Source organism: Stenotrophomonas maltophilia group sp. SKK55 (assembly GCF_057179845.1).
The window spans coordinates 71,500-95,873 of the sequence record NZ_JBXUHP010000004.1 but is presented as its reverse complement, the minus strand read 5'-3'; the positions used below and the strand labels follow the sequence as shown (position 1 = coordinate 95,873).

Genomic DNA, 24,374 nt, shown 5'->3' with positions numbered 1-24,374 from the left:
GGCCGGCACGACCCTTTTCCAGGAATCAGCCGTTGTCGCGCAGGAACCGCGCCATCGAGGAAACGCCCGGCACACGCGGCTCGAATTCGCCGGCCACGTCGATGAAGCCGCGCATCACCGCGATCTCGCGCGGACTGCGGTTGAGGCTGTCGCGCGCTTCAGGATCAGCGCCGGCGCGCAGCAGGCGCTGCACCAGCAGCGGCAGGCCATGCAGCGCGGCCAGATGCAGCGGGCCGAAGCCGCGCGGGTCGCGTACGTCCAGGCTTACGTCCTCGTCCAGCAGGCGCTCCACTGCGGCCATCACCACCTGCTCGTCGCAGGCGGTACCCGGCTCGGCGCGCGCGCCCAGCAGCAGCAGCAGCGGCGTGACAGAACCAGCGGCGGCCTGGTCCGGTTCGGCGCCGGCCAGCAGCAGGGTGTCGAGCAGCGCCAGCAGGCGCGAGCGGTCGCGGGCACTGAAACCGTAAAGCGCGGCACAGTGCAGCGGACCCAGCTGCTGCGCGTCACCGGCATGCACGTCGGCACCCGCCGTGAGCAGGCGCGCGACGATGTCCGGAAGGCCCAGCGCGGAGGCCAGCATCAGCACCGTCACGCCACCCGGCAGGCGGTGTTCCAGCTTGGCGCCAGCGTCGAGCAGGGCCGAAACGATGTCCACCTGGCGCATGCTGACCGCCGCCGACAGCGGCGTCGCGCCACTGGCCGCCGCGTGCTGCGGATCGGCGCCGCGCGCCAGCAGCAGGTCGGTTACCGCCAGGTGGCCGCCACCGGCAGCACGCAGCAGCGCGGTGCAGCCCTGTGCGTCGACCGCGTCGACGGCGAAGCCCAGATCGATCAGGCGGCGCACGGCATCGACGTCACCGGCCATTGCGGCGGCCGGTAGATCGGCCTCGCGCAGGGTGCGGCGCGGCAACGGCCACACCCGCCAATCGAGCCAGTCGGCCAGATCGCGGCGACCGATCGACAGCGCCACGCCCAGCGGTGTCTGGCCGTCGGCGGCACGTGCTTCCGGCGAGGCACCATGCTGCACCAGCAGCTTAAGCGCGCCTTCGCGGGCCAATGCGGTGGCCAGGTGCAGTGCGGTCATGCCGTGGCTGTCGCGTGCCTCGCGATCAACGCCGGCCTTGAGCAGGGCCTGCTGCAGCCGCAGCCACCCCAGCCGCACCGCCAGCGACAGCGGCGGATCGCCCGCCGGCGAGGCGGCGAACGGATCGGCGCCACGCTCAAGCAGTTCCAGTGCCAGCTGTTCCAGGCCACGCGCGGCCTGGTCGTGCTGTGCGCAGGCAGCAAGGAAGCGCGCCAGGCCACCGCGGCCGGCCGGCGACAGGCCACGCTGCAGCATCACCTGCAACGCCGGCACCGCATCGATGCCGCGCGACAACAGCGCGAACATCGGCGTATCGGAGCAGGCATCACGCACATAGGGATCGGCGCCGTGGCCCAGCAGCCAGTCCACCGCACGCGGCTCCAGCGCCAACTCCGGATCGAGCAGCAGCCCGCCCAGTTCCTCCGGCTGGCACAGCCTGGCCAGCGCCGCCATGCCGTCGGTATTGCCGAAGCCCAGGGCCTCGCGCAGCAGGGTCAGCGGCGGACGGTCCGGCAGCAGGCCGCTGGCACTGGCCGCTTCGCCACGATCGGCCAGGCCATCACTGACCGCGGCCGGCAACGGATAGGACGGGTCCAGCAGGGCTACGATCGCCCAGCGGCCGGCCTCGGCGGCGTAGTCCACCGCACGGCGGCCGAGCGGATCGGTGGCATCGGCCGCGATGCCCAGTTCGACCAGGCGCTTGATCAGCAGCGGCGAGACATCCTCGGCCATCGCCGCCAGCTGCACCGCATTGCGGCCTTCGCCGTCCACCGCGACCAGGTCCGGCTTGTGCGGCAGCAGGTGCTCGATCACGGCGGCGCGACCGGCACGGGCCGCTTCCAGCCACGGCGTACGCCCCAGTGCATCGCGCGCCTCCAGATTGGCGCCCGCGCCGAGCAGCACGCCGATGATCTCGACATGGCCGGCCAGGGCCGCCTCATGCAACGCACTGCGGCGCTGGCGATCGCGGGCGTCGGCCCGTGCCTTGTGCTTGAGCAGCAGCTGCACGCCCGCCGGATCATCATCCTCGGTGGCGGCGGCGGCCAGCAGCACCGGGGTGCCATCGGCCGGTTCGCAGCGTGCACCGCGTTCGAGCAGGAAGCGGGCCAGACGCCAGTTGCCCACCTGGCAGGCCACCGCCAGCGGCGACCAGCCATCACGGTTCAGCGCATCGACTTCGGCAGCGGCATCGCGCAGCAGCGCGGCCACCCCCGGGTCGGAACTGCGTGCGGCATGGTGCAGCGGGGTGTTGCCATCACTGTCGGTGGCACGCGAGTCGGCGCCGTTGGCGAGCAGGGTCATCACCGCTTCGGGGCGGCCATGCCAACTGTCGCGGGTCGCCGCCAGCAGCGGGGTCATGCCCCGGTGCGGCGCATTCACATCGACGCCGCGGGCAATCAGTTCGCGCAGCAGGCGCAGGTCCGGCAGCACCGCGGCCAGCACCGCCAGGCTGCGCTGGTCACGCCAGTTCGGGTCCGGCAGCGCATACGGATCGGCACCGGCCTGCAGCAGCTGCAGGCCCCGGTCGATGCGGCCCTGGCGGGCGGCTTCATACAGCGCCGGTGTCAGTTCCTGCGGCGCCATCGCCTCCAGCGGCACGGTTTCGGCCACCGCTGCGAACATCGGTTCGGGTGCAGCGCTGGACGCCGCCAACGGGCTGGAGCGCAGCGACACCAGCGGCGCGGGCGCGACCCGCTGCAGCAGCAGGTGCAGCACCGGCGACAGCAGTACGACCGCCAGTGCGGCGGGCCAGCGCGCGCTTTCCGGCAACAGGCCCGGCCAGGCCGGCAGCACCACCAGCGCGGCCAGCGCAATGACCAGCGCGGCCACTCCGAGGCCACGCCAGGCAGTCAGGTCGCGCCCCGCCAGCGCCTGCCAGTGCTGGGCCAGGCTGCCATCCAGGCGTTCGACATCGTTCCACAATGGCCAGGTGCGCCAGGCCGCCAGCAGGCCGGCACTGACCAGTACGCTCAGGCCAAGCACTGCCGCCAGGCTGCCGCTGTCACGCAGCGCTGCGAGCGGCCAGGCCAGCAGCAGCGCCAGCAACAGCGGCGCGGCTGCCCACAAGGCCAGCAGCGCCGGCAGGTCCTGGCGTGCGACCACCTTCAGCGGCAGCAGCGCGCGGCTGCGGCGCCACCACGATATCGCCAACGCGAACGCGGGCTGCGCCAATGCGGCAAGGACCGCACCCGGAACGCCGCCCACGGCGGCGCCCAGCGCCAGCACCGCGCCCGCGGCGAAGGCAATTGACAGAATGCGCGGACGGGAGGCGTCAGTCATAGTGGCGCGGCATCAGGCTGGCCACCGACGGCGGCACCTGCAGGTAGAACCCGCGCTCGCTCATTTCGCTGCGGACCTTTTCCGGGTCAGCCTGCGCCAGGCGGCGCTGGGCATCCAGGGCCACCTCCAGCACGAAGGCGAGCGTCCCCAGCGAGGTGAGCAGCGGCGCGGGCAGCGCGCTGAAATCATCGCGTCGGGGAACGTAGACGTAGGTGTCCGGCTTGAGTTGGCTTTTATAGACGTAGGCGTGCATGTCCGCGGGACGATAACCCGGGAAGAGCCATGATTGTGTCGGAAAGCCGACACCGGGGAAAGCCGTCAGCCGGCGATGGCGGCGCGATCGGCGGCGTTTCGCCTGCGGGGTTCAGCAATGTGGCGGCGACGTTCAGGCTGCGCCGCCGCCACACCGGCGCTTACTTGACCTTGGCGTAGGTGCCCTTCAGCGCGACACCCGCGAGGATGGCACCGGCGTAGCACTCGTAGTTGGTGCTGCTCTTGAACTCGTTCTTCTTGTAATAGCTGACGATGTCGACCACGGCGTTGGCGCCGCGCGACTTGGCACCGTCCTGCAGCGCGCGCAGTGCCGACAGCGCAACCCAGCGGCAGGCCTCGGCATCGCTCTTGTTGGCGGCGTTGGTCTTCTTGTTGGTCACGTCTTCGCCCAGGCGCTGCTGCACGCTGACCGGCTGGCCGGCCAGGTAGAAGCGCACGCTGCCGTCGATGCCGGCGTCCTTGGCGGCCTGCGAATTGACCAGTTCCTGCAGGGACTGTTCGACACGCGTGTCGCGGGCGGAAGCGGTGGAAGTCAGGGCCAGCAGCGCGGTAGCCGTGGCGATCATGAGAGTGCGGCGCATCGGAACATCTCCTTGTCGAGGGTGCGGGGGTAACGGGAACGGTGTGTTGGCGCAGTGGATCACTCGCTCCAGCGGCGGAACACCAGCGAGGTGTTGATGCCGCCGAAGGCGAAGTTGTTGCTCATCACGTACTCGGCCTGCAGTTCGCGGCCCTGCCCGGTGATGAAGTCGAGCTGGCCACAGCGCGGGTCGACCTCGGCCAGGTTCAGGGTGGGCGCGAACCAGCCGGCACGCATCATCTGGATGCTCACCCAGGCCTCGAACGCGCCACAGGCACCCAGCATGTGGCCGACGTAGCTCTTCAGCGAGCTGATCGGCACGCGGCTGCCGAACACCTGTGCGGTAGCCTGGGTCTCGGCGATGTCGCCGTGGTCGGTGGCGGTGCCATGGGCGTTGACGTAGTCGATCTGCGCCGCGTCCAGGCCGGCGTCCTCCAATGCCAGGCGCATGGCCTGGGCCATGGTGTCGGCACTGGGCTGGGTGACGTGCTGGCCATCGCTGTTGGTGCCGTAGCCGACCACCTCTGCAAGGATGGTGGCGCCGCGCGCCTGCGCGTGTTCCAGGTCTTCCAGGATCAGTGTGCAGGCGCCCTCGCCCAGCACCAGGCCATCGCGGCCGGCATCGAACGGGCGTGGCGTGGTCTGCGGCGCGTCGTTGCGCACGCTGGTGGCGAACAGCGTGTCGAACACCGCTGCAGCAGTGGCATCGAGCTGCTCGGCACCGCCGGCCACCATCACCGTCTGCTTGCCGCTGCGGATGGCTTCATAGGCCGCGCCCACACCCTGGCTGCCCGACGTGCAGGCGCTGGAGGTGGTGTACACGCGCCCGGACAGGCCGAAGAACACGCCGATGTTGACCGGCGCGGTGTGGCTCATCATCTTCAGGTAGGTCGTGGCGCTGATGCCATCGGTGGTGAATTCGTTGAGCATGCGCCCGAATTCGCCGGTGGCCTCGTGGCTGCCGGACGAGGAACCATAGGCCACGCCGGTACGGCCACTGCGCAGCACCGGATGCTCATGCAGGCCTGCCTCGCGCAGCGCCACCTCGGTGGCGCGCACCGACATGATCGCGACCTTGCCCATCGAGCGGGTGGTCTTGCGGTTGTAGTTCGGCGGCAGCTCGAAGTCCTGCGCCGGCGCGGCCAGCTTGGTGTTCAGCCCGGCATAGACATCCCACTCGGGCATCGCGCGCACCGCGTTGCGGCAGCTGCGCAGGTGCGCTTCGATGGTGGGCCAGTCGTGGCCGAGCGGACTGATGGCGGCGGCGCCGGTGACCACCACGCGACGATCGGCGGCCATCAGATCATGCCTCCGTTCACCGAGATCACCTGCCGGGTGATGTAGCCGGCCGGTTCGGACAGCAGGAACGCCACGGTAGCCGCCACTTCGTCCGGGCGGCCAACGCGGCCGACGGGAATCAGCTTGAGCGCGTGTTCAACCACTTCGTCGTTGAGCATTTCGGTCTCGATCAGGCCCGGGGCCACGCAGTTGACGGTGATCTGGCGGCTGGCCAGTTCCAGCGCCAGGGCCTTGGTGGCGCCGATGATGCCGGCCTTGGCGGCACTGTAGTTGACCTGCCCGCGGTTGCCGGCCAGTCCGGAGACCGACGACAGGGTGACGATGCGGCCCGGCTTGCGCCGCCGCACCATCGGCATGATCAGCGGATGCAGGACGTTGTAGAAGCCATCCAGGTTGGTGTGGATGACCTGGTCCCAATCGTCCTCCGACAGCGCCGGGAAGGCGCCGTCACGGGCGATGCCGGCATTGCAGACCACGCCGTAATACGCGCCATGTGCCTCGACATCGGCTTCCAGCGCGGCCCTCGCGGCCTCGCGGTCGGCCACGTCGAACACCAGTACGCGGGCCTGCTGGCCCAGTGCCTGGATCTCGGTGACCACCGCCTGTGCTTCATCCACGCGGCTGCGGCAATGCACCACCACGTCGAAGCCATCGCGCGCGATGCGCAGCGCGATGGCCCGGCCGATGCCCCGGCTGGCGCCGGTCACCAGCACGCTTCGATTCCCTGTCATGCCTGTCCACTCTCCAGATAGGCCATCGCGTCGGCCGGTTCGAACACCGAGACGTTGGCTGTCGCCCATTCTTCCTCGCCTGCCAGGATGCGGCAGGCGAACATCCCCAATCCATTGTCACCCAACAGCTCGCAGCGCGCCTGTACGCGCAGCCGCGAACCGCTGGGGAAGCTGCTGCGCGCGCTGCTGTAGCGGCGGCTGCCGAGCAGGAAGCCCAGCTGCGGTGGCCTGCCGGCCGCACGCGCGCGGCAACCGGCCCAGGCCGCGATGGCCTGCGCCATGTACTCGATGCCGACCCATGCCGGCACCTGGTCATCCTCGACGAACAGGCCGGCCTCGGGCACCACCAGTTCGGCCTCGATGGCGTCCTGGTCCCATTGCGTGATGCGCTCCAGCAGGCACATGTCCTGGCGGTGCGGCACCACGTCTTCGATCGCGTACAGCGTGTTCATCGACGCTCCAGTGCCAGCACGGCATTGCTGCCGCCGAAGGCGAACGAATTGCTCAGCACCCGCCGTGGCGGCTGCGCAAGGCGCGTGCCCGGTGCGACCAGCGGCAGCACCGGCAGTGCCGGGTCGGCCACGCCGTCCCACCAGTGCGGCGGCAGCAGCTGCTGCGGGTTCTCGGCCAGCACGATCCAGCACAGCGCCGCCTCGATGGCACCCGAGGCACCCAGCGTGTGGCCGGTCAACGGCTTGGTCGAACTGGCCGGCACGTGGCTGCCCAGCACCTGCGACACGGCCAGGCTTTCCATCGCATCGTTGTGGCCGGTCGCGGTCCCATGCAGGTTCACATAGTCCACTTCACCGGCGGCCCAGCCAGCACGCTGCAGCGCCTGCTGCAGGGCGTCGATGGCACCCAGGCCCTGCGGGTCCGGGGCGGACATGTGGTGGGCGTCGGCCGACTCGCCCCACCCCGCCAGGCATACCGGGCCGGGTTCGCGGGTGAGCAGGAACAGCGCGGCGCCTTCGCCGATGTTGATACCGGTACGATGCTGCGAGAACGGATTGCAGCGTTGGGCCGAGACCGATTCCAGCGCGCTGAAGCCGGCCACGGTGAAGCGGCACAGCGAATCGGCGCCACCGGCGATCACCGCATCGACGATGCCGGCGCGCAGCATGCGTGCAGCCGACATCAGCGCCTTGGCACTGGACGAGCAGGCAGTGGACAGGGTCCATGCCGGCCCCTGTGCGCCACTGCGCTGGCGCACGAACTGCGCGGCGGTGCCCATTTCCTGCTGGGCGTAGTCAAAGCCCTGCGGCCACTGGCCCTGTTCGGCATGGCTGCGCAATGCCTGCTCCGATTCACCAATGCCCGAGGTGCTGGTGCCCAGCACCACCGCTACGCGCTCGGCGCCATGGCGGGCGATCGCCGCGGCCACTGCCGGCGCGATCTGAGCCAATGCCACGTCCAGCAGGGCATTGTTGCGCCCGCGCAGGGCCACCGGCAGGTCATCCAGCGCCTGCAGCGGCGTGCGTACTTCTCCCAGCGCCAGGGTGCGCCCCGGCAACAGGCTGTCGTTGTCGCTGAGCCCGCCCGGCGCGTCGGCGAACAGTGCCGACGTCACTGCGGCGCGGCCAGCGCCGAGTGCACAGACCACACCCAGGTCGTTCAGGTAGATCGGTGCGCTCATCGGTACGGCCCGGCCATGTCGATCGATTCGATGCGCAGCGCATAGCCTTCGGCGCGGTTGTCCAGCTGCACGCTGCCATCGTCCAGCCGCTGCAGGTGCAGCCACACGGTGCCCTCACGCGACAGGCTGCGCTGATGGCCATCATCACTGACCTGCCAGCCCGGCGGCAGCACGGCGGCAATGGCCGCGGTCGGCCACAGCGCGAACTGCAGGTCATCCAGCACGCGCTCGGCGCGCACCTGCGGTGGCAGCCATGGCGCGCGCTGCTGGGTCAGCTGCTGGCCGTCCCATTGCAGGCGCACGCCGGTCTGGCCCATCGCCTGCACGGCCAGCTGCACCTGCTGGGCGTCGGCTTCCAGCAGCGCGTCGAGATCGCGCTCATGCGTGCCGAAGCGGAAATGCAGCTGCTGCTGCAGCGCCAGCGGCGTCGGCAGGCTGGCCGGCGCCAGGCGCAGCGGCGGCAGTTCCACCTGCGGTTTCGGCATGCGGCCGGCACAGGCGGCCAGCAGCAGGCACAGCAGCAGGGCCGCAGTACGGAAGATCAGGCGCTGCACAATTTCTCCAGCACGCGCATGCGGCGACCACTTTCATCGGCCACATACGGATTCTTGGTGTCCCAGGCGTAACCGGCCAGGATGGAGCTGATCATGTCGCGCACTTCGGGCTGCTGCTGCGGGTGGTAGATGATCTTCTGGAAGCCGCCCTGGTACCAGCTTTCGACGAAGCGGCGGAAGGTCTTCACGCCCGCGCGCAGCGGGATCGAGAACTCGGCCTCCCAGTCCACGGCCTGGCCGGCATAGCGGCGCTTGAGGCATTCGCTGGCGAGCTGCGCGGACTTGAAGGCAATGGTCACGCCGGAGGAGAACACCGGATCTAGGAACTCGCCGGCGTTGCCCAGCAACGCGTAGCCGGGCCCCCACAGCGAGCTGACGTTGGCCGAATAGCCGGTGATGCGGCGCACCGGCAGCACCGCCCATTCGGCGTTGGCCAGCAGGCGGGTCAGGTTGGGGTCCTCGCCGACGATGGCCTGCAGCTTCTGCAGGTCGTCACCCTCGTAGCGCTCGAAGAACGACGGCTCGGCGACCACGCCCAGCGAACAGCAGCCATTGGAGAACGGGATCGTCCAATACCAGACGTCGATGTGCTCGGGGTGGGTGGTGATCAGGATCTTGTTGCGGTCGAATTCCGCTTCGGCCGGAATGTTGTCGCGCACGTGGCAGAAGATCGCGCCGCGCACCGGGAAGTTGGACGGCGATTCCAGCTGCAGCAGCCGCGGCAGCAGGCGCGCGAAGCCTGAGGCGTCGAGGATGAAATCGGCCTCGATGCGGTACTCGCTGCCGTCCGGGCGGCGTACCGTCACCGCCGGTTGCTCGCCCGGCTCGACCGACAGCACCTCGTCGCCGAAACGCAGCGTGGCCCCCATGCGCTCGGCGCCGCGTGCCAGCACGTTGTCGAAGTCGGCGCGCTGCACCTGGTAGGTGGTGCCCCAACCCGGCGAGAACTTCTTCCTGAAATCGAACGCAGTACGCGCTTCGCCGTGCACGAAGGCGGCACCGTTCTTGTACTGGAAGCCCGCCTCGACCACGTCCTGCAGCAGGCCGGCCGCCTCGATGTACTCCATGCTCTGCGGCAGCAGGCTTTCGCCGATGGAGAAGCGCGGGAACTGCTGGCGCTCCAGCATCAGCACCTGGCGGCCCTGCTGGCGCAGCATCGCCGCGACCACGGAACCGGCCGGGCCGGCGCCGATGATCAGGATTTCAGTGCGTTCGACAGCATCCACAGCAGTGTTCATCGGTGCGTCCTTGTTGCTCGATCAAGTGGAAAGAAGGAAGTCGGAAAACAGGCTCAGGCCGGCGGCAGATCGTGCGGCGGCGGACGGAACAGCGGCGAGATCAGCCAGACCAGGCCGATGCCGAACAGCAGGGTCAGGCCGAACGCGCGCAACGCCGGGGTCTGCGACAGGCCCAGCAAGCCGAACGACAGCCAGGTGCTGGCCGCGCCCACGCACACGGCCAGCCAGGCACTGGCGTCGCCGCGGTGCTCGATCAGGAAAATGCCGTAGTCGATGCCCATGCCCAGCAGCAGCATCAGTGCCAGCACGTTGAACAGCTGCAGCGGCTGGCCGAACAGGCCCAGCAGGCCCAAGGTCAATGCGCCGGCAATCAGGGTCGGCGCGAACACGCGCCAGGCCTGGCGGCGGTATCGCAGCCACAGCGCGGTGAACACCAGCACGATGCCGACCAGCAGCAGCCCGCCCATCAGCTTGCGGTAGTGGCCCAGCAGCTGCGAGAAGTCGGCGGTGCGATCCACCCAGCGCACACCGGGCAGGCCCTCGGCCGCGCCGCGCAGGGTGGTCAGCGCGTCGGCGCGCGACAGGTCATCGACCATCACCACGCTGATCATCTGCCCGCCGACCTGGCCCACCCACAGGTGCCGGAACGGCTGCGAGGCCGGCGAGGCCAGGAACGCTTCGGCGGTGAGTGGCGCGTCAGCGAACGGCGGTCGCTGCAGTGGCTCTCCCACGGCCTCGGACACGGCCGCAAGCACACCCGGTTCAACCTTCGCGGTCAGCGCCGCATCGGCCTGCTGGCGCGACGGCGACGGCAGCCAATCGCTGATCGCGCGATAGCCCCCAATGCGCTTCTGGTTGGCCAGTACGCGCAGGCGTTCGGTCAACGCTTCCTCACGCTGCAGCAGCTGCGCCGCGTCGGTGCCCTGTACCAGGTAGAACTGTGCCGGGCTGGGCATGCCCAGCAGCTGGCTCAAGCGGATCTGCTGCGCCATCAGCGCGGGCGGCGACGATTGCAGGCTGCGCAGGTCGTCGTTGCTGTGCAGGCGGGCGATGCCGATTGCAGCCAGTGCCAGCGTGATCACCACGAACACCGTCAGCGGGCGGCGGCCATGCAGGCGCGGGAAGCGCTCCAGCGTGTTGCCCAGCCACTGCGAGAAACGGGTCTGGCGGATCTCGCCGCCATCCAGCCACGGGAACCAGAAAATCACCGTAAGGAAGGCGGCGGCCAGGCCGACCACCGAGAACAATGCCATCTGGCGCAGGCCCGGGAACGGGGCCAGGCCCAGTGCCAGGTAGGCCAGCGCGCTGGTCAGCAGGGCCAGCCACAGGCCGGGCAGCAGGTGCCGCAGCAGTTTCCAGCGACGATCAGCCGGTTCGGCCTGGCGCGAAGCGAACCAGTGGATGCCGTAGTCCTCGGCCACGCCCACCAGCGACGCACCAAACACCAGGGTCAGCACATGCACCTTGCCAAACACCAGCACGGTCACCGCCAGCGCCACGCCACAGCCGATCAGCAGTGAGGCGGCAACCAGCAGGATCGGTCGCAGCGAACGGAACGCCAGCCACACCAGCAGCAGCACCGCGGCCAGCGAGCCCCAGCCGATCGTGTTGATCTCCTGGTTGGCCTGCACCGCCGCCGCTTCGGCGTGCAGCGGCACACCCGCATGCAGGATTTCCAGTTCTGGCGCCGCCGCCCTCGCGGCCAGCCCGGCACGTTCCAGCAGGCCGTCGAGATGGCGCTCGCCGTCAAGCTGGAACGCCGACCCCGGCGTATCGAACTGCAGTACGGCCCAATGCCTGCCCTCGGCTTCGAGCAGGCCGTCATCGCCCAGCCGCAACCCCGACCCCTGCGCCTGCTGCTGCCACCATTGCGGCCACAGCGACAGCGGGTCTTGCCGCCAGTCGGTCAGGCGCGGGGCGCCCATCGGGCCGTACAGCGCAGCCAACGCCTGCTCGGCCAACGCGCCCGGTTCGCTGCCCTGCAGCTGCTCGCGCTGGGCCGGGGTCAGCAGGCGGTCGCGGTACGGTGCGTAGAACGCGCGCGCCTCGTCGAACCAGCCTTCGATCGAACCGCTGGGCACCAGCAACGCGCTGTCGGCATCCGCCGCCATCGCCGCAGCGAACGCCGCCTGTGCGCGCTTGGCGGCGGCGCCATCCTTGCTGCCCAGCAGCACCACCACCTGGCGCGAGCTGCCGTCGGCGATGCGCCGGGTGACGTCACTCAACAGGCGGTCATGCGCGTCCTGCGGCAGCAGGGCGAGGATGTCGGTGTCGATCCGCGACTGCTGGCTCCACAGGCGCCATTGCTGCGCCCCCAACACCAGCAGGAGCACCAGCCAGGCGATGCCCAGCCAGTGCCACCAGCGCCGCAACCGGTCCGGCCCGTTCGATGCTGCCCCCTCACTCAAAGCGGCGCGCCTCGTCGGCGGTGAGCGTGGCCGGCGCTTCGCTCAGTGCACTGAACTGGATCTGCGTGCGGTCCTTGTTGGCCTCGACGATCTCGACCTGGCGCACGTAGCGGTCACCTTGCAGGGTCAGCGACTGGAACGCCTTGGCCAGCATCGCCGACTTCGGCGTCAGCCGCAGCCGCCAGCCCTGCCCTTCACGGCTGGCCGCCACGTTGAACTGGCCGGACAGCGCCTGCACGTCGCCACTCATCAGCGCGAACATGATCGCGTTCACCGAACGCATCGCCGGCTGCTGCCGCGCATCGAGCTCGACACGGGTGCTGCCATCGCGCTGGCGGCTGAGGATGCGGTCGGCGGTGACCACCACTTCGGAGGGGAACGGCTTGAGCGTGGTCCAGATCACGCCATGCTGGCGCGCGACCACGAACTGGCCCTGCGAGCGCAGCGGGTTCTTGAAGCCGCTGACCTGCTTTTCCTGGCTGAACTGGCCACGCAGCACGTCCGGCCGCGCCACCGCCTGGGTGATCACATCAATGGCGGCGTCGGCCGCCTGCACCTGCGGCGCGGCAATGAACATCAGCGCGCACAGAAGCACGCTCGAAAGGCGGACAAGGGTGTTCACGGTGCAGGCACTCCCAGGCGTTCCCACAGTACCGGCGGGCACTGGTACAGCATTTCCCTGCTGGTCGCGTCCACCGCGACCTGGATGGTCATCGCACGGGTCAGCACCTGGCCGCTTTCCACATCAAGGATCTCGTACTCGATCTTCAGCCGGTTCTCCCATTCCACGATGCGCGCAATCACGCGCAGCGCCTGGTTGAACAGCAGCGGGCGCACGTACTTCACCCGCGCATCGACCACCGGCCACAGGTAGCCCGATTCGAGCATCTGCGGGTAGTCGTAGTCGTAGCGCCCAAGCAGCGCGCAGCGCGCGATCTCGAAGTACTTGAAGTAGTTGCCATGCCAGACCACGTTCATCGGATCGCAGTCATGGAAGGCGGGGGTCAACGCAATTTCGCCAACCCGTTCAATAGCCTCATTCACCGGCATACAGCTCCCAACGTTGCGCGCGGATCTCCACCAGCAGTTCCCGCAGTTCGCGATCCAGCGCGCGGTCTTCTTCAACCAGGGCGATGCGCTGCCCCAGGTCGGCGTACATGCCGGCCAGACTGCCATGCAGCTGCGCGTTCAGGCCAACCCGTTCGCGCAGCGCCAGGCCCTGGCGGGCGGCGATCAGCATCGCGGCCACCACCTGTTCAGTCAGCTCGATCACGCGCAGGCAGTCGCGCGCGGCGATGGTGCCCATGCTGACCTTGTCCTGGTTGTGGCACTCGGTGGAGCGCGAAAACACGCTGGCCGGCAGGGTCTGCTTCAGCGCTTCGGCCGTCCAGGCCGACACGCTGATCTGCAGCGCCTTCAGGCCGTGGTTGATGGCCGCGCGCGGGCCGGTGGCCGCCGACAGGTTGGCCGGCAGGCCATGGTTGTAGCGGGCATCGACCACCAGCGCCAACTGGCGGTCGAGCAGATCGGCCACGTTGGCTACGGTGTTCTTCAGGGTGTCCATCGCCAGCGCGATGTGGCCGCCGTAGAAGTGGCCGCCATGCAGGATGCGCTCGCCGTCGGCATCGATCAGCGGATTGTCGTTGGCGCTGTTCAGTTCGGTTTCGATCAGCTGGCGCAGGAACGGCAGGCTGTCCTCCAGCACGCCGATCACGTGCGGCGCGCAGCGCAGCGAGTAGCGGTCCTGCAGGCGCTGTTCATTGCGCGGCGGACGCTCGCTGTGCAGGTCGCTGCGCAGGCGCGCGGCGATGCGGCCCTGGCCCGGGTGTGGCTTGGCCGCGAACAGGGTTTCGTCGAAGTGGTGCGCGTTGCCGTCGCTGGCCAGCACGTTGAACGCGGTCAGGCGCGTGGCCATGCGCGCCAGGTAGTCGGCGCGCTGCCAGGCCAGGCAGGCCAGGCCGGTCATCACCGCGGTGCCGTTCATGATCGCCAGGCCTTCCTTCGGCCGCAGCTTCAGCGGGGTCATGCCGATCTTCGCCAGCACCTCGGCAGCAGGCTGCACGCGGCCATCGTGCAGCACCTCGCGCTCGCCGCACAGCACCGCCGCCACGTAGGACAGCGGGGTCAGGTCACCACTGGCCCCCACCGAGCCTTCGGCCGGGATCATCGGCAGCACGTCGTGCTGCAGCAGCGTGGCCAGGCCTTCCAGCAGCGGCATGCTGACACCGGACATGCCACGCACCAGCGACGCCAGGCGCGCGGCCAGCACCGCACGGGTCTCGACCGGGTCCAGGTAACGGCCCAGGCCGCAGCCATGGTAGGTGTACAGGTGGTGCGGCAGTTCAGCCACCAGTGCCGGCGGGATGTTCACCGTGCACGAATCGCCATAGCCGGTGGTCACACCGTAGATCACGCCATCCTCGCGCAGCAGGCGGTCAAGGAAGTCGGCACCGCGCTGGATGTGCGCGCGGAACGCCGGCGCGTCGCTCAGTGCGGCCTGGCACTGGCGCTGGGCCAGGGCAATCACGTCTTCGATGGTCAACGGTGCATCGCCAAAGCGGCACACGGGTACGGCGTCAGTCGTCATGCGGAGCCTGATCCCAGAAGGGGAAGAAATTGAACCAGTCCAACGGGGACTGGATGACCTGGAGTTCCAGCCAGCGCGCGAAGCGCTGTGCCTGTTCGGCAAGTGCCGCGTCGCGCGAGCCACGCGGCAGCACGATGCGTTCGGCGAACTGTTCAAACGCCACGCGGTAGCCCTCGCCCTGGTGCAGGCAGGCCATGGTGTAGACCGGGCAGCCCAGCGCCGCAGCCAGCACGTAAGCGCCGATAGGGAACGGTGCGCGGTGGCCGAGGAAATCGGCGGTGACGCTGCGACCGCCCTGCACCGGCGTGCGGTCGCCGACGATGGCGACGAAGCCCCCCGCCGCCACGCGCTCGGCCAGCATCACCGCTGTGGCCGGCCCCATTCCGGTCACCTGCACCAGCTCCACCGCCGCCAGCGGGTCCAGCCGCTGCAGCAGGCGGTTGAAGCGCTGCGCATGCGCGGTGTGCACCAGCACGGTGATGCGGAACCCCGGCACCTGTTCGGCCAGCACCTGGCACAGTTCCAGGCAGCCGATGTGCGCGGTGAGGATCAGACCGCCTTCGCGGCGCGCGATCTTCTGCAGCACCAGGTCGCGGTGCAGGTGGATACGGTTGGCCGGGTAGCGCCCGCCCAGGCCGAGGATCTTGTCCAGCATCGTGTCGGCGAAGGCGAAGAAGTGGCGCAGGCTGTCGCGCCGGGTTGGCGCGCGGCCGAGCACGCCGCTGTATGCCTGCAGCCGCTGCAGGTACTGCATCGAGGCCTGTCGCCCCACACGGTTACCCAGCCAATGGCAGGCCACCACCGGCCACGCGCACAGGCGGAATGGCCAGCGCCCGAACCAGCGGTGCACCCAGCACAGGAACAGCACGCCGGCCACCGACGTCGATTCGCCGATGTCGGCCCAGTGCGGGGCGTCCTGCGCGGTCGCCATTTCAGCGCTGCCCCTGCAGGCGGCGCCACAGCAGCCGCGGTGCGCGCCAGAGCATGCCGAAGAACAGGCGGGTGTGCATGCGGCTGATGCGCACGTTGTCGCGCCACACATCGAAGTGCGACACGCCATCGGCGGGATAGGTCACGCGCGTGGCCAGGTGCTCGACCGGCAGCTGGCGCCAGTACAGGCGCACCATCACTTCAGTATCGAAATCCATGCGCCGACCGATGGTCTCTTCACCGATCAGGCGCAGCACCGGTGGCAGGGGATACACCCGGAAGCCGCACATGGTGTCGCGTAGGTGCAGCGACAGCGTGTTGATCCAGACCCAGACGTGGGTGGCGTAGCGGCCATACAGGCGTGCCTTGGGAACACTGGCGTCGTAGGCCGGAATGCCGCAGATCACCGCGTCGGGATGCACACGCGCGGCCTCGATGAAGCGTGGCAGGTCAGCGGTATCGTGCTGGCCGTCTGCGTCGATCTGCAGCACGTGGCTGTAGCCACGCGCGCCGGCTTCAGCAAAACCGGCCAGCATCGCCCCACCCTTGCCCTGGTTGGCGTCCAGGCGCAGCAGGTCAACGCCCTGGCGTTGTGCCAGCGTGCGCAGCACCGCCGCGCACGCGTCATGCGAACCATCGTCGACCAACAGGCAAGGCAGGCCAGCGGCCTGCACACCGTCGACCACCGCCACGATGGCGTGCTCGTGGTCGTAGACGGGAATCACCACCAGTGGCGCGAACGCGGCACCGGCAACGGCCGGGTCAGTCCGCATCGGCGAAAACCACCTTGCCGCTGGCATGCACACCGTGGCTGGAGGTATAGCGGAAGGCGAGCACGTTGCGTGCGGCATCCCAGTCCAGCTGCAGGGTCAACTCATCGCCGGGGCGGGCCACGTGCTGGAACTTCACCGCGTCCATGCGCAGGAACACGCGCGGCATCGCAAATGCCTGGCGACCGAAACGCATCGCCCAGTCCAACTGCGCCACACCGGGCAGGATCGCCGCCTGCGGGAAGTGGCCCTGGAACGGCCGCAGCGCCGGGTCGAGGGTCATGCGCAGCGTGGCGCTGGCGGCGTCGCGGCGGTCCCAGACCGGCACCGGCATCAGTGGCTGGAACAGCGCCGCCAATGCCGCCTGGGTCACCTTGCCCTGCGCGTTGATCGGCAACGCCTGCACCAGGCGCCAACGGCGCGGCCGGGTCACCGCGTCATGCGCATGCGCCAGGCGCGCGCCCAGGCGTTGGCCGAGCGCACGGCGCGCGGCGTCGCCGCCCTCCAGCAGCGCCGGATCGGCCGGAACCACCACGGCGGCCAGCTGCTCGCGCTGCCCGGGCAGCACCAGCACGCGCACGTCATCCACTTCGGTGTCTTCGCGCAGCGCGCGTTCCAGCGCATCCAGCGAGACGCGGCGCTCTTCGATCTTGACGATGCGGTCGGCGCGGCCCAGCAGCCGGAAACGGCCATCGGCCAAGGCTTCCACGCGGTCCTGGGTGCGCCACCAGCCGGGAGTTTCCAGATGCGCCGAGGCCACCGCCAGGCAGCCGTCGTCGATCCGCCATTGCACACCCGGCAGCGGCTGCCACGGCGGCAGGTCGGTGTCCCAGCGGCGCCAGGCGATACCGCCGGTCTCGCTGCTGCCATAGACCTCGGTCGGCGCCACGCCCAACCACTGCCGCACCTGTCGCGCCGCGTCCTCCGGCAGCGGGCCACCGGAGGAGAACACCGCGCGCAGGCGGCCATGCAGGCTGGCCCAGTCGAGCTGCTCGGGCAGGCGCTTGAGATGGGCCGGCGTCGCCACCAGCACCGTGTCGGTACCGGCCAGCGCACCCACCAGGTCTTCGTGGAAGAACCGGCGCGGATGGATCAGGCGGCCGGCGGCCAGCGGCCACAGCACCCGGAACAGCAGCCCGTAGATGTGCTGGTGGGACACCGTGCCGTGCACCTGCGCGCCCTCCAGCTGCGCGCCGAACGCGGCCTGCAGCGCTTCCACCTCGCGCGCCAGCTGGTCCAGGCGCTTGCCGATCGCACTGGGCTGGCCGGTGCTGCCGGAGGTGAACACGCACAGCTCGCAGGCGCGCTCGTCCAGCGCCTGCAGTTCGTCGTCCAGTGCGGCTTCCAGCGCCGCCAGCGGGCGGTAGTCGGCCGGCACGTCGCCCGCGAAACCGCTCACCTGCGGCTGCAGCGCCTGCAGCGTGGCCGGCAGGTTGTCAGCAGCCAGGAACACCCGCTTGCCGGCATGCCAGGCGCCGAACAGCGCCGCAGCGAAGGCCACGGCGTCATCGAAGTACAGGGCCCAGTCGCGGCCTTCGGCCGCCGCAAAGGCGGCGCGCCAGCCCCGCACGCGCTGGCGGAAGCAGGCGTGGTCAACCATGTCTCCGTCGCACAGGCCGACGCTGCGCTGCGGCCGCGCCTCCAGCAGCAGCCGGTCCAGGGCAATCCACTCAGCCATGCGCGTGCGCCGCCTTCACCCGCCGCCGCACCAGCCACTCACCTGCGAACAACACGCCCATCATCACGTACGCCAACAATCCGTTGTAGAGCATCCAGGCCCGGTCCGACGCGTACAGCGCGGTCAGCAGGGCCAGGCTGCCGTTGAGAACGAAGAAGCCGCTCCACACCTGGGTGACGCGGCGGGTATAGGCCACCGCAAACGGGGGCAGGTCCGGCTCCTGCAGCCGCGCCAGGCGCTCCACCAGCGGCGGCCCGAAACGCAGGCTGGTGCCGAACACCGCCAGCATCACCGCATTGACCAGCACCGGGTACAGCTTCAGCGGCAGGGCCTGGTTGAGCACGGTGGCCAGCACCGCCAGCAGGCCGGTGCCGGCGGCGGCGGCCCACCACAATGGCTGGCGAGTGCTCAGCGCACGCAGCAGGGCCAGGGTGAACAGCAGCAGCGACAGCCAGCGCGGCTCGAAGCGGCCCATCGCCAGGTACACCAGCAGCGGGTAGGCGAGCGAGATCGCTGCCACCACGACGGTACGTGCGCGAGCCATGGCGAAGCCGCCGGCGCTGCGGTCAGGCGGCTGCCTGGTCTGGCAGCAGTCCATGCACGACATCAACGATGTCCTGCACGGTGCGCACGGCCTTGAACGCTTCCGGCTGCAGGTTGCGGCCGAGCAGTGGCTTGAGCTGCACGATCAGGTCGACCGCATCGATGCTGTCGATGTCCAGGTCGTCATACAGGCGGGCCTCGGGGGTGATCCGGGCGGTTTCAATCTCGAAGCTGTCGGTCAGGATGCTGACGATGCGTTCGAACAGTTCATTCTTGGTCATGGCTATTCCTGGCGCCGTTACGACTGGCGGGCGGCGACGAACTCGCCGAGCGCGCGCACGCTGGAGAAATGGCGACGGGTTTCTTCCGAATCGGCCGAGAGGCTGACACCGTACTTCTTCTGCAGCGCCAGGCCCAGCTCCAGCGCGTCGATCGAATCCAGGCCCAGGCCCTCGACGAACAGCGGCGCGGTCGGATCGATGTCCTCCGGCGTGATGTCCTCCAGCGAAAGGGAGGAAATGATCAATTCCTTGATCTCGTGCTCAAGTGCTTGCACGGGGCGGATCTCCAGACAGGTCGAAATAACGAGAAAGGTGCTCGGTGACGCGGCGGGCTGCCAAGGCATCCCCCCTTGGCGAGTCGTCATCGGCCAGGAAGGGCGCGATCGGGATATCTTCGCCGATCTGCAGCCGAACGTGAAAGCGACGTGAGGGGACACGATACCACTTCTGTCCCTTGGTCAACGTGGGCGGGGTGCAGGTGATCCGCACCGGGGTGATGTCCAGCCGGCCGCGGACGGCGATGTTGGCGGCCCCGCGCTGCAGCCGCGGCGGCTGGCCCGGCACGCTGCGGGTGCCTTCGGGGAAGATCACCAGGGTGCCGCCGGCGCGCACCGCCGCCACGCAGTCATCGACCAGGCCAGCGCCATCGTCATTGGAGATGTAGCCGGCCGCCCGCACCGGACCGCGCATGAACGGGTTGCGGGCCACGGCGCGTTTCACCACGCAATCGGCGTTGGGCAGCAGCGAGATCAGGCAGACCACGTCGATCAGGGTCGGGTGATTGGCCAGAACCAGCAAACCGTCGCGCTGCAGGCGTTCACCGCCCTCGATCTGGTAGGTCATCACCCCCAGCGCGCGCATCAGGCGCAGATGGCTGGCAAAGGCAACCTGAACCACGCGGCGCGCCCGGCGGCGACGGACCACCGGGTCGCGCATCAGCAGCAGCACCGGCATCACCAGCACGCCCAGCAACAGGCCACCCATGCCGAATGCGGCAAAGCTCAGGCCGGTGCCGAGCACCCGCCAGGCATGATCGAGACGGCGCAGCGCCTCAGCCACGGCGCCCCCAGCGCCAGCGCTGGCCTTGGGCCACGTGCTCCAGCGCCGGCGCACCGGACAGCAGGAAGCGGTGCAGGTCCAGCGCGTGCGGCAGCGCGCCCGGGGCGGTGGCAGTGGCCTCCGGCGCCGCCTCCCACTGCAGGGAGAGGGTCGGCTGGCCCGGCGTCGGCGCCGTCAAACGCCAACACCAGGCAAAGAACGGGTCGGGTTCGTCGGCGAACGTCGCGTAAATCTCGGGAAGGCGCGACTCATACACCACCACCCGCACTTCGCGGGCGCCATCGGCGAGCAGACCGGCCGCTTCCAGGCAGGCGGTTTCGACCGTGGCCTGGCCGGCGGCCAGCGCCAGGTAGTTGCCACGGTGGCCGCGCGCGATCGAGTACAACGCAGCAATCGCGTTGTGTACCGACAGGCCGAACCCCGTCGGTGACAAGGGCTGATCGCTGGCCAGCGCCCCCAGCAGCTCCATCGAACGGGCCACGTCGCCGTGGCGGCTGGCGAACACCAGCGGGACCTGGCTGTCTGCCCCCTGCCCCTCCTCGCACCAGCAGGCGGCCTGGATCGCCATCCGGCCCAGCCGCTCGATGCGCCGGCGCTGCATTGCCGGGATCTCGGCCAGCGCCGGCGTGTCCTCGCCAACCGGCGGATACGGCGCATCGGCCCAGCCCAGCCACTGGCTACGCTCGCTCAGGCCGGGCGCCCAGGCAGCCCAGTCGACGATGGAGAATTCGATCATTTAGCGAAGGTGCTTCAACGGGAGAACGATAGGCACGAGCCATTACGGCGACGCGCGGCGGCCCCCCAGTCCTGCAGCCGTGCGTCCGTCCAGGACGTCGCCGGCTGCCCCCCTGGCTGCCGGAAAGGAGCGCACGCTAGCACGTCCTGCACGGGGTGTGCAGGTTTCACATTCCCCAACACGGGAGCCGGCACCGGCGGCCCCGCTTCAAACGATCAGTGGTAACCGGTATCGGCGTGCACCTTGCCACGGAACACCCGGTACGACCACGCCGTATAACCGAGGATGACCGGCAGCAGAATGACCAGGCCAACCAAGGTAAAGCCCAGCGAGGAGGCCGGCGCGGCGGCCTGCCACAGGGTCATCGACGGTGGCAGCAGGTAGGGCCACATGCCCAGTACCAGGCCGAGGAAGCCGAGCACGAACAGGGCCAGGCTGAGCACGAACGGCGGCAGGTCGTGGCGCGGGTGGGTGGCACTGCGCCACAGCGCGGCGGCTACCGCCAGGGTCAGCAGCGGCACCGGCGACAGCCACCAGAAGTTGCCGTCGCTGAACCAGCGCGCCATCAACCGCGAGTCGAGGAACGGCAGCCAGCTGCTGACCAGGCCCATCGCCGCGATCACCGCCACCACCAGCGGCCGGGTCATCTGCCGCGCCAGCGCCTGCACGCGTCCCTCTGTCTTCAGGATCAGCCAGGTGCTGCCCAGTAACGCATAGCCGGCCACCAGCGCGGCACCGGTCAGCATCGCGAACGGGCTGAACCAGGCGAACGGCCCGCCCTGATAGACACCGTCCACCAGCGGGATGCCCTGCACCAGCGTGCCCAGGATCACGCCCTGGGCGAACGTCGCCAGCAGCGAACCGAGGCCGAACGCCACGCTCCACAGCCGGCGTGACCGATGTGCCTTGAAGCGGAATTCAAAGGCCACGCCACGGAACACCAGCGCCACCACCAGCACCAGCACCGGCAGGTACAGCGCCGACAACAGCACCGCATAGGCCTTGGGGAAGGCCGCCAGCAGGCCGGCCCCCCCCAGCACCAGCCAGGTCTCGTTGCCGTCCCAGATCGGCGCGGCGGTGTTCATCATCAGGTCCAGCTGCTCCTCGTCCTCGGCGAAGGGGGCGAGGATGCCGATGCCAAGCACGAAGCCGTCCAGCACCACGTACATCAGCACGCCGAAGCCGATCACCGCGAACCACGCCACCGGCAGCCAGGTCATCAGGTCCATGTCAGCGCTCCTCCAGCGGTTCGTCGGCTGCCGACAGCGGGCGCGCCGGGGTGTGGCTGCCGTGGTCCAGCGACGGCCCTTCGGCGTAGGGCTGCGGTCCGTGGCGCAGGATCTTCACCAGGTACCAGATGCCCCAGCCGAACACGAAGGCGTAGCCGACCACGTAGACGCCCAGCGACAGCGCGGTCATCCACGCGCTCTGCGGGCCGACCGCATCGGCGGTGCGCAGCAGGCCATACACCACCCACGGCTGGCGCCCCATCTCGGTGACGAACCACCCCGACAGCAGCGCGATGAAACCGCTGGGCAGCATCCAGTTCCAGCCGCGCAGCAGCCATGGCGAATCGAGCAGCTTGTTGCGCCACAGCTGGAAGGCCGACACCCAGGCCAGCAGCAGCATCAGCGTGCCCAGCCCGACCATGATGCGGAAGGCAAAGAACACCGGCGTCACCGGCGGCCGCTCGCTGGCCGGTACCGAAGTGAGCGGGTCGAAGGTGCCGTCCAGGCTGTGGGTCAGGATCACGCTGCCCAGCTTCGGGATGGCCACTTCGAAATCGTTGCGCTCCTCCTTCTCGTTGGGCAGCGCGAACACCACCAGCGGTACGCCCTCGCCTTCCCGGGTCTCATGCCAATGCGCCTCCACCGCCGCGATCTTCATCGGCTGGTGCTTGAGCGTGTTCAGGCCGTGCATGTCGCCGACGAAGATCTGCACCGGCACGGTCAGCGCAGCGAATGCCACGGCGGCGATCAGCATGCGCCGGCCCGCTTCCACGTGCGTGCCCTTGCGCAGGTACCACGCGCCCACGCCACCAATCACGAAACAGGTGGTGATGAACGAGCCCAGCGCCATGTGCGCGAGGCGGTAGGGGAACGAGGGATTGAACACCACCTGCCACCAGTCCACCGGATGCACGATGCCGTTGACCATCTCGTAGCCGGCCGGCGTGTGCAGCCAGCTGTTGGACGACAGGATCCAGAACGTGGAGAACAGCGTGCCCAGCGCAACCATGCAGGTGGACAGGAAATGCAGGCGCGGCGAGACCCGGCCCCAGCCGAACATCATCACGCCGAGGAAGCTGGCTTCCAGGAAGAACGCGGTCAGCACCTCGTAGGTCAGCAGCGGGCCGATGACCGTGCCGGCCACCTCGCTCAGCCGCGGCCAGTTGGTACCGAACTGGAAGGCCATGACGATGCCGCTGACCACGCCCATGCCGAACGACACCGCGAAGATCTTCTGCCAGAAGAAGTACAGCTCGCGCCACACGGGCAGCCTCGTGCGCAGCCAGCGCCATTCGATGAAGGCCAGCCAGCTGGCCGTACCGATGGTGAAGGCGGGGAACAGCACGTGGAAACTGATGACGAATCCAAACTGGATCCGGGACAACAACAACGCGTCCAAGGGACGCCTCCTGCCTGCGACCGGTGGGATACCGGACCACTTTAGGAGGACTTCGTTAAGACGGGATGCGACCGGGTGACGCGCTGCTTCACTTTGTCGCAGGGGTCAACCGTTCTGGTAGCTGCCAACCTTGGTTGGCACACACGCCCAAACGCCGACCCAGGTCGGCCTCTACCCACCGCGATTGGAGCGGCCCCTTGCCCGGCGGGTGCCTCAGTGCCAGAAATACCAGGCCGCTGCAGCCAACAGCGCGCCAAACAACAGCACCTGCACCACCACATAGCCCACACCACTGTCGTGCGACTCAGCGGCAATGCGCTTCTGCAGCGCCTCACTCACATTCGGTGTCTGTTCCTGCTGCGCCTGCTCACGCAACGCCTGCGCCAGCGCGCGCTTTTCCGCATCGCGAGGGTCGGTCGGTGGATTCACAGCAGCTCTCCGGCGGTGGCATGCCGCGTCAGTTCCTGCTTCAGGATCTGGCGCGCGCGGTGCAGATGGCTCTTGATGGTACCGCGCGCCAGCCCGGTCACCTGTTCGATCTCGGCCAGATCGAAATCCTCCAGGTAATGCAGGCCGACGATCAGGCGCTGCGGCGGACTCAGCCGTTCCAGTGCCGCGCCCAGCTGGCGCCCGGCCTGCAGCGCCTCGCTCAACTCGGCGGGCCCGGGGCCTTCATCGCCGATCCCCAGTTCCTCCGGCACCTCCACCGCCACCATCCATTGCGCCTCCAGCCGCCGCCGGCGCAGGTGCTGCAGCGCCGTGGTGTAAGCGACCCGGGAAACCCAGGTGCGCAGCGAGCATTCAAAACGAAACCGATGCAGCTGGCGGAACACGGCAAGGAAGGTTTCCTGCAGCAGGTCGGCGACCTGGTCGCGGTCGCCGACCATGCGTCCGATCACATGCGCGCAGGTGCGCTGGTGGGTCTCCACCAGCTTCGCGAAGGCCGCCTGCGAGCCATCGATGATGGCCCGCACCAGGGCCTGGTCCGCGTCCAACGCTTTGGCGGGGGCTGCCGTCGCCGCCGTATCCTCGCGGCGACGGCCCCGCAGTGCCGACAGTGCTTCGCCGAGCAGGCTCATCTA

General features: G+C 69.2%; 25 protein-coding genes. All 25 read right to left on the bottom strand.

Translation table 11 applies throughout. The annotated features are described in order from the left end of the window. Positions 1-25: 25 nt before the first annotated feature. The 25 genes from AC2A1N_RS02485 to AC2A1N_RS02365 all read right to left on the bottom strand — a co-directional run bounded on the left by AC2A1N_RS02485 (position 26) and on the right by AC2A1N_RS02365 (position 24,371). Positions 26-3,364 (bottom strand): ankyrin repeat domain-containing protein, encoded by a 3,339-nt coding sequence (locus tag AC2A1N_RS02485; protein WP_242890496.1) that lies wholly within the window; start codon positions 3,362-3,364, stop codon positions 26-28. Then, entirely contained in the window at positions 3,357-3,617 is a 261-nt protein-coding gene (locus AC2A1N_RS02480) for a YcgL domain-containing protein (protein ID WP_014648833.1), read from the bottom strand. Before AC2A1N_RS02480 ends, AC2A1N_RS02485 begins: the two co-directional genes overlap by 8 nt. 160 nt (positions 3,618-3,777) lie before the next feature. Then, on the bottom strand, positions 3,778-4,218 hold the full coding sequence (locus tag AC2A1N_RS02475) for a hypothetical protein (protein ID WP_005420284.1): 441 nt from the start codon (positions 4,216-4,218) through the stop codon (positions 3,778-3,780). 59 nt (positions 4,219-4,277) lie between these two features. Then, the gene (locus tag AC2A1N_RS02470; RefSeq protein ID WP_049438266.1) at positions 4,278-5,516 is read right to left on the bottom strand and encodes a beta-ketoacyl-ACP synthase; all 1,239 of its coding nucleotides are present in this window, start codon (positions 5,514-5,516) and stop codon (positions 4,278-4,280) included. Further along, positions 5,516-6,247: a 3-ketoacyl-ACP reductase FabG2 gene (locus tag AC2A1N_RS02465; protein WP_061480630.1), complete on the bottom strand. Its 732-nt coding sequence runs from the start codon at positions 6,245-6,247 to the stop codon at positions 5,516-5,518. The genes AC2A1N_RS02470 and AC2A1N_RS02465 overlap by 1 nt, the downstream gene beginning before the upstream one ends. Beyond that, the gene (locus tag AC2A1N_RS02460) at positions 6,244-6,699 is read right to left on the bottom strand and encodes a hotdog family protein (RefSeq protein ID WP_005420287.1); all 456 of its coding nucleotides are present in this window, start codon (positions 6,697-6,699) and stop codon (positions 6,244-6,246) included. Before AC2A1N_RS02460 ends, AC2A1N_RS02465 begins: the two co-directional genes overlap by 4 nt. After that, a complete protein-coding gene (locus tag AC2A1N_RS02455; RefSeq protein ID WP_484371408.1) occupies positions 6,696-7,880 on the bottom strand; it encodes a beta-ketoacyl-ACP synthase in 1,185 nt (394 codons plus the stop codon). The genes AC2A1N_RS02460 and AC2A1N_RS02455 overlap by 4 nt, the downstream gene beginning before the upstream one ends. Then, the gene (locus tag AC2A1N_RS02450; RefSeq protein ID WP_061480632.1) at positions 7,877-8,434 is read right to left on the bottom strand and encodes a DUF3261 domain-containing protein; all 558 of its coding nucleotides are present in this window, start codon (positions 8,432-8,434) and stop codon (positions 7,877-7,879) included. The genes AC2A1N_RS02455 and AC2A1N_RS02450 overlap by 4 nt, the downstream gene beginning before the upstream one ends. Beyond that, entirely contained in the window at positions 8,422-9,672 is a 1,251-nt protein-coding gene (locus AC2A1N_RS02445; protein WP_484371406.1) for an NAD(P)/FAD-dependent oxidoreductase, read from the bottom strand. Before AC2A1N_RS02445 ends, AC2A1N_RS02450 begins: the two co-directional genes overlap by 13 nt. A gap of 53 nt (positions 9,673-9,725) precedes the next feature. Continuing rightward, positions 9,726-12,080 (bottom strand): MMPL family transporter, encoded by a 2,355-nt coding sequence (locus tag AC2A1N_RS02440; RefSeq protein WP_231352395.1) that lies wholly within the window; start codon positions 12,078-12,080, stop codon positions 9,726-9,728. Then, complete coding sequence (locus AC2A1N_RS02435) at positions 12,073-12,702, bottom strand: LolA family protein (RefSeq protein WP_061480635.1); 630 nt, start codon at positions 12,700-12,702, stop codon at positions 12,073-12,075. Before AC2A1N_RS02435 ends, AC2A1N_RS02440 begins: the two co-directional genes overlap by 8 nt. After that, positions 12,699-13,130 (bottom strand): acyl-CoA thioesterase, encoded by a 432-nt coding sequence (locus tag AC2A1N_RS02430; RefSeq protein WP_134968937.1) that lies wholly within the window; start codon positions 13,128-13,130, stop codon positions 12,699-12,701. The genes AC2A1N_RS02435 and AC2A1N_RS02430 overlap by 4 nt, the downstream gene beginning before the upstream one ends. Then, entirely contained in the window at positions 13,117-14,667 is a 1,551-nt protein-coding gene (locus AC2A1N_RS02425; protein WP_242890493.1) for an HAL/PAL/TAL family ammonia-lyase, read from the bottom strand. Before AC2A1N_RS02425 ends, AC2A1N_RS02430 begins: the two co-directional genes overlap by 14 nt. After that, entirely contained in the window at positions 14,657-15,598 is a 942-nt protein-coding gene (locus tag AC2A1N_RS02420) for a lysophospholipid acyltransferase family protein (RefSeq protein ID WP_061480637.1), read from the bottom strand. The genes AC2A1N_RS02425 and AC2A1N_RS02420 overlap by 11 nt, the downstream gene beginning before the upstream one ends. Before the next feature lies 1 nt (position 15,599). Further along, on the bottom strand, positions 15,600-16,370 hold the full coding sequence (locus tag AC2A1N_RS02415) for a glycosyltransferase family 2 protein (protein WP_053498350.1): 771 nt from the start codon (positions 16,368-16,370) through the stop codon (positions 15,600-15,602). Continuing rightward, the gene (locus tag AC2A1N_RS02410) at positions 16,360-18,045 is read right to left on the bottom strand and encodes an ApeI family dehydratase (RefSeq protein WP_242890491.1); all 1,686 of its coding nucleotides are present in this window, start codon (positions 18,043-18,045) and stop codon (positions 16,360-16,362) included. Before AC2A1N_RS02410 ends, AC2A1N_RS02415 begins: the two co-directional genes overlap by 11 nt. Continuing rightward, on the bottom strand, positions 18,038-18,589 hold the full coding sequence (locus AC2A1N_RS02405) for a COG4648 family protein (protein ID WP_061480643.1): 552 nt from the start codon (positions 18,587-18,589) through the stop codon (positions 18,038-18,040). Before AC2A1N_RS02405 ends, AC2A1N_RS02410 begins: the two co-directional genes overlap by 8 nt. 22 nt (positions 18,590-18,611) lie before the next feature. Further along, positions 18,612-18,869: an acyl carrier protein gene (locus tag AC2A1N_RS02400; protein WP_005411609.1), complete on the bottom strand. Its 258-nt coding sequence runs from the start codon at positions 18,867-18,869 to the stop codon at positions 18,612-18,614. Positions 18,870-18,886: 17 nt separating this feature from the next. Then, a complete protein-coding gene (locus AC2A1N_RS02395; RefSeq protein ID WP_005411610.1) occupies positions 18,887-19,144 on the bottom strand; it encodes a phosphopantetheine-binding protein in 258 nt (85 codons plus the stop codon). Continuing rightward, positions 19,131-19,928, bottom strand: coding sequence for a lysophospholipid acyltransferase family protein (locus AC2A1N_RS02390; protein WP_061480640.1), 798 nt, complete (start codon positions 19,926-19,928; stop codon positions 19,131-19,133). The genes AC2A1N_RS02395 and AC2A1N_RS02390 overlap by 14 nt, the downstream gene beginning before the upstream one ends. Further along, positions 19,921-20,664 (bottom strand): beta-ketoacyl synthase chain length factor, encoded by a 744-nt coding sequence (locus tag AC2A1N_RS02385; protein WP_242890486.1) that lies wholly within the window; start codon positions 20,662-20,664, stop codon positions 19,921-19,923. The genes AC2A1N_RS02390 and AC2A1N_RS02385 overlap by 8 nt, the downstream gene beginning before the upstream one ends. 215 nt (positions 20,665-20,879) lie before the next feature. Continuing rightward, a complete protein-coding gene (gene cydB, locus AC2A1N_RS02380; protein WP_061480642.1) occupies positions 20,880-21,893 on the bottom strand; it encodes a cytochrome d ubiquinol oxidase subunit II in 1,014 nt (337 codons plus the stop codon). 1 nt (position 21,894) lies between these two features. After that, entirely contained in the window at positions 21,895-23,292 is a 1,398-nt protein-coding gene (locus AC2A1N_RS02375) for a cytochrome ubiquinol oxidase subunit I (RefSeq protein WP_111201091.1), read from the bottom strand. A gap of 213 nt (positions 23,293-23,505) precedes the next feature. After that, the gene (locus AC2A1N_RS02370; protein WP_242890483.1) at positions 23,506-23,721 is read right to left on the bottom strand and encodes a hypothetical protein; all 216 of its coding nucleotides are present in this window, start codon (positions 23,719-23,721) and stop codon (positions 23,506-23,508) included. Beyond that, the gene (locus AC2A1N_RS02365; RefSeq protein WP_242890480.1) at positions 23,718-24,371 is read right to left on the bottom strand and encodes an RNA polymerase sigma factor; all 654 of its coding nucleotides are present in this window, start codon (positions 24,369-24,371) and stop codon (positions 23,718-23,720) included. The genes AC2A1N_RS02370 and AC2A1N_RS02365 overlap by 4 nt, the downstream gene beginning before the upstream one ends. Positions 24,372-24,374 lie beyond the last annotated feature (3 nt).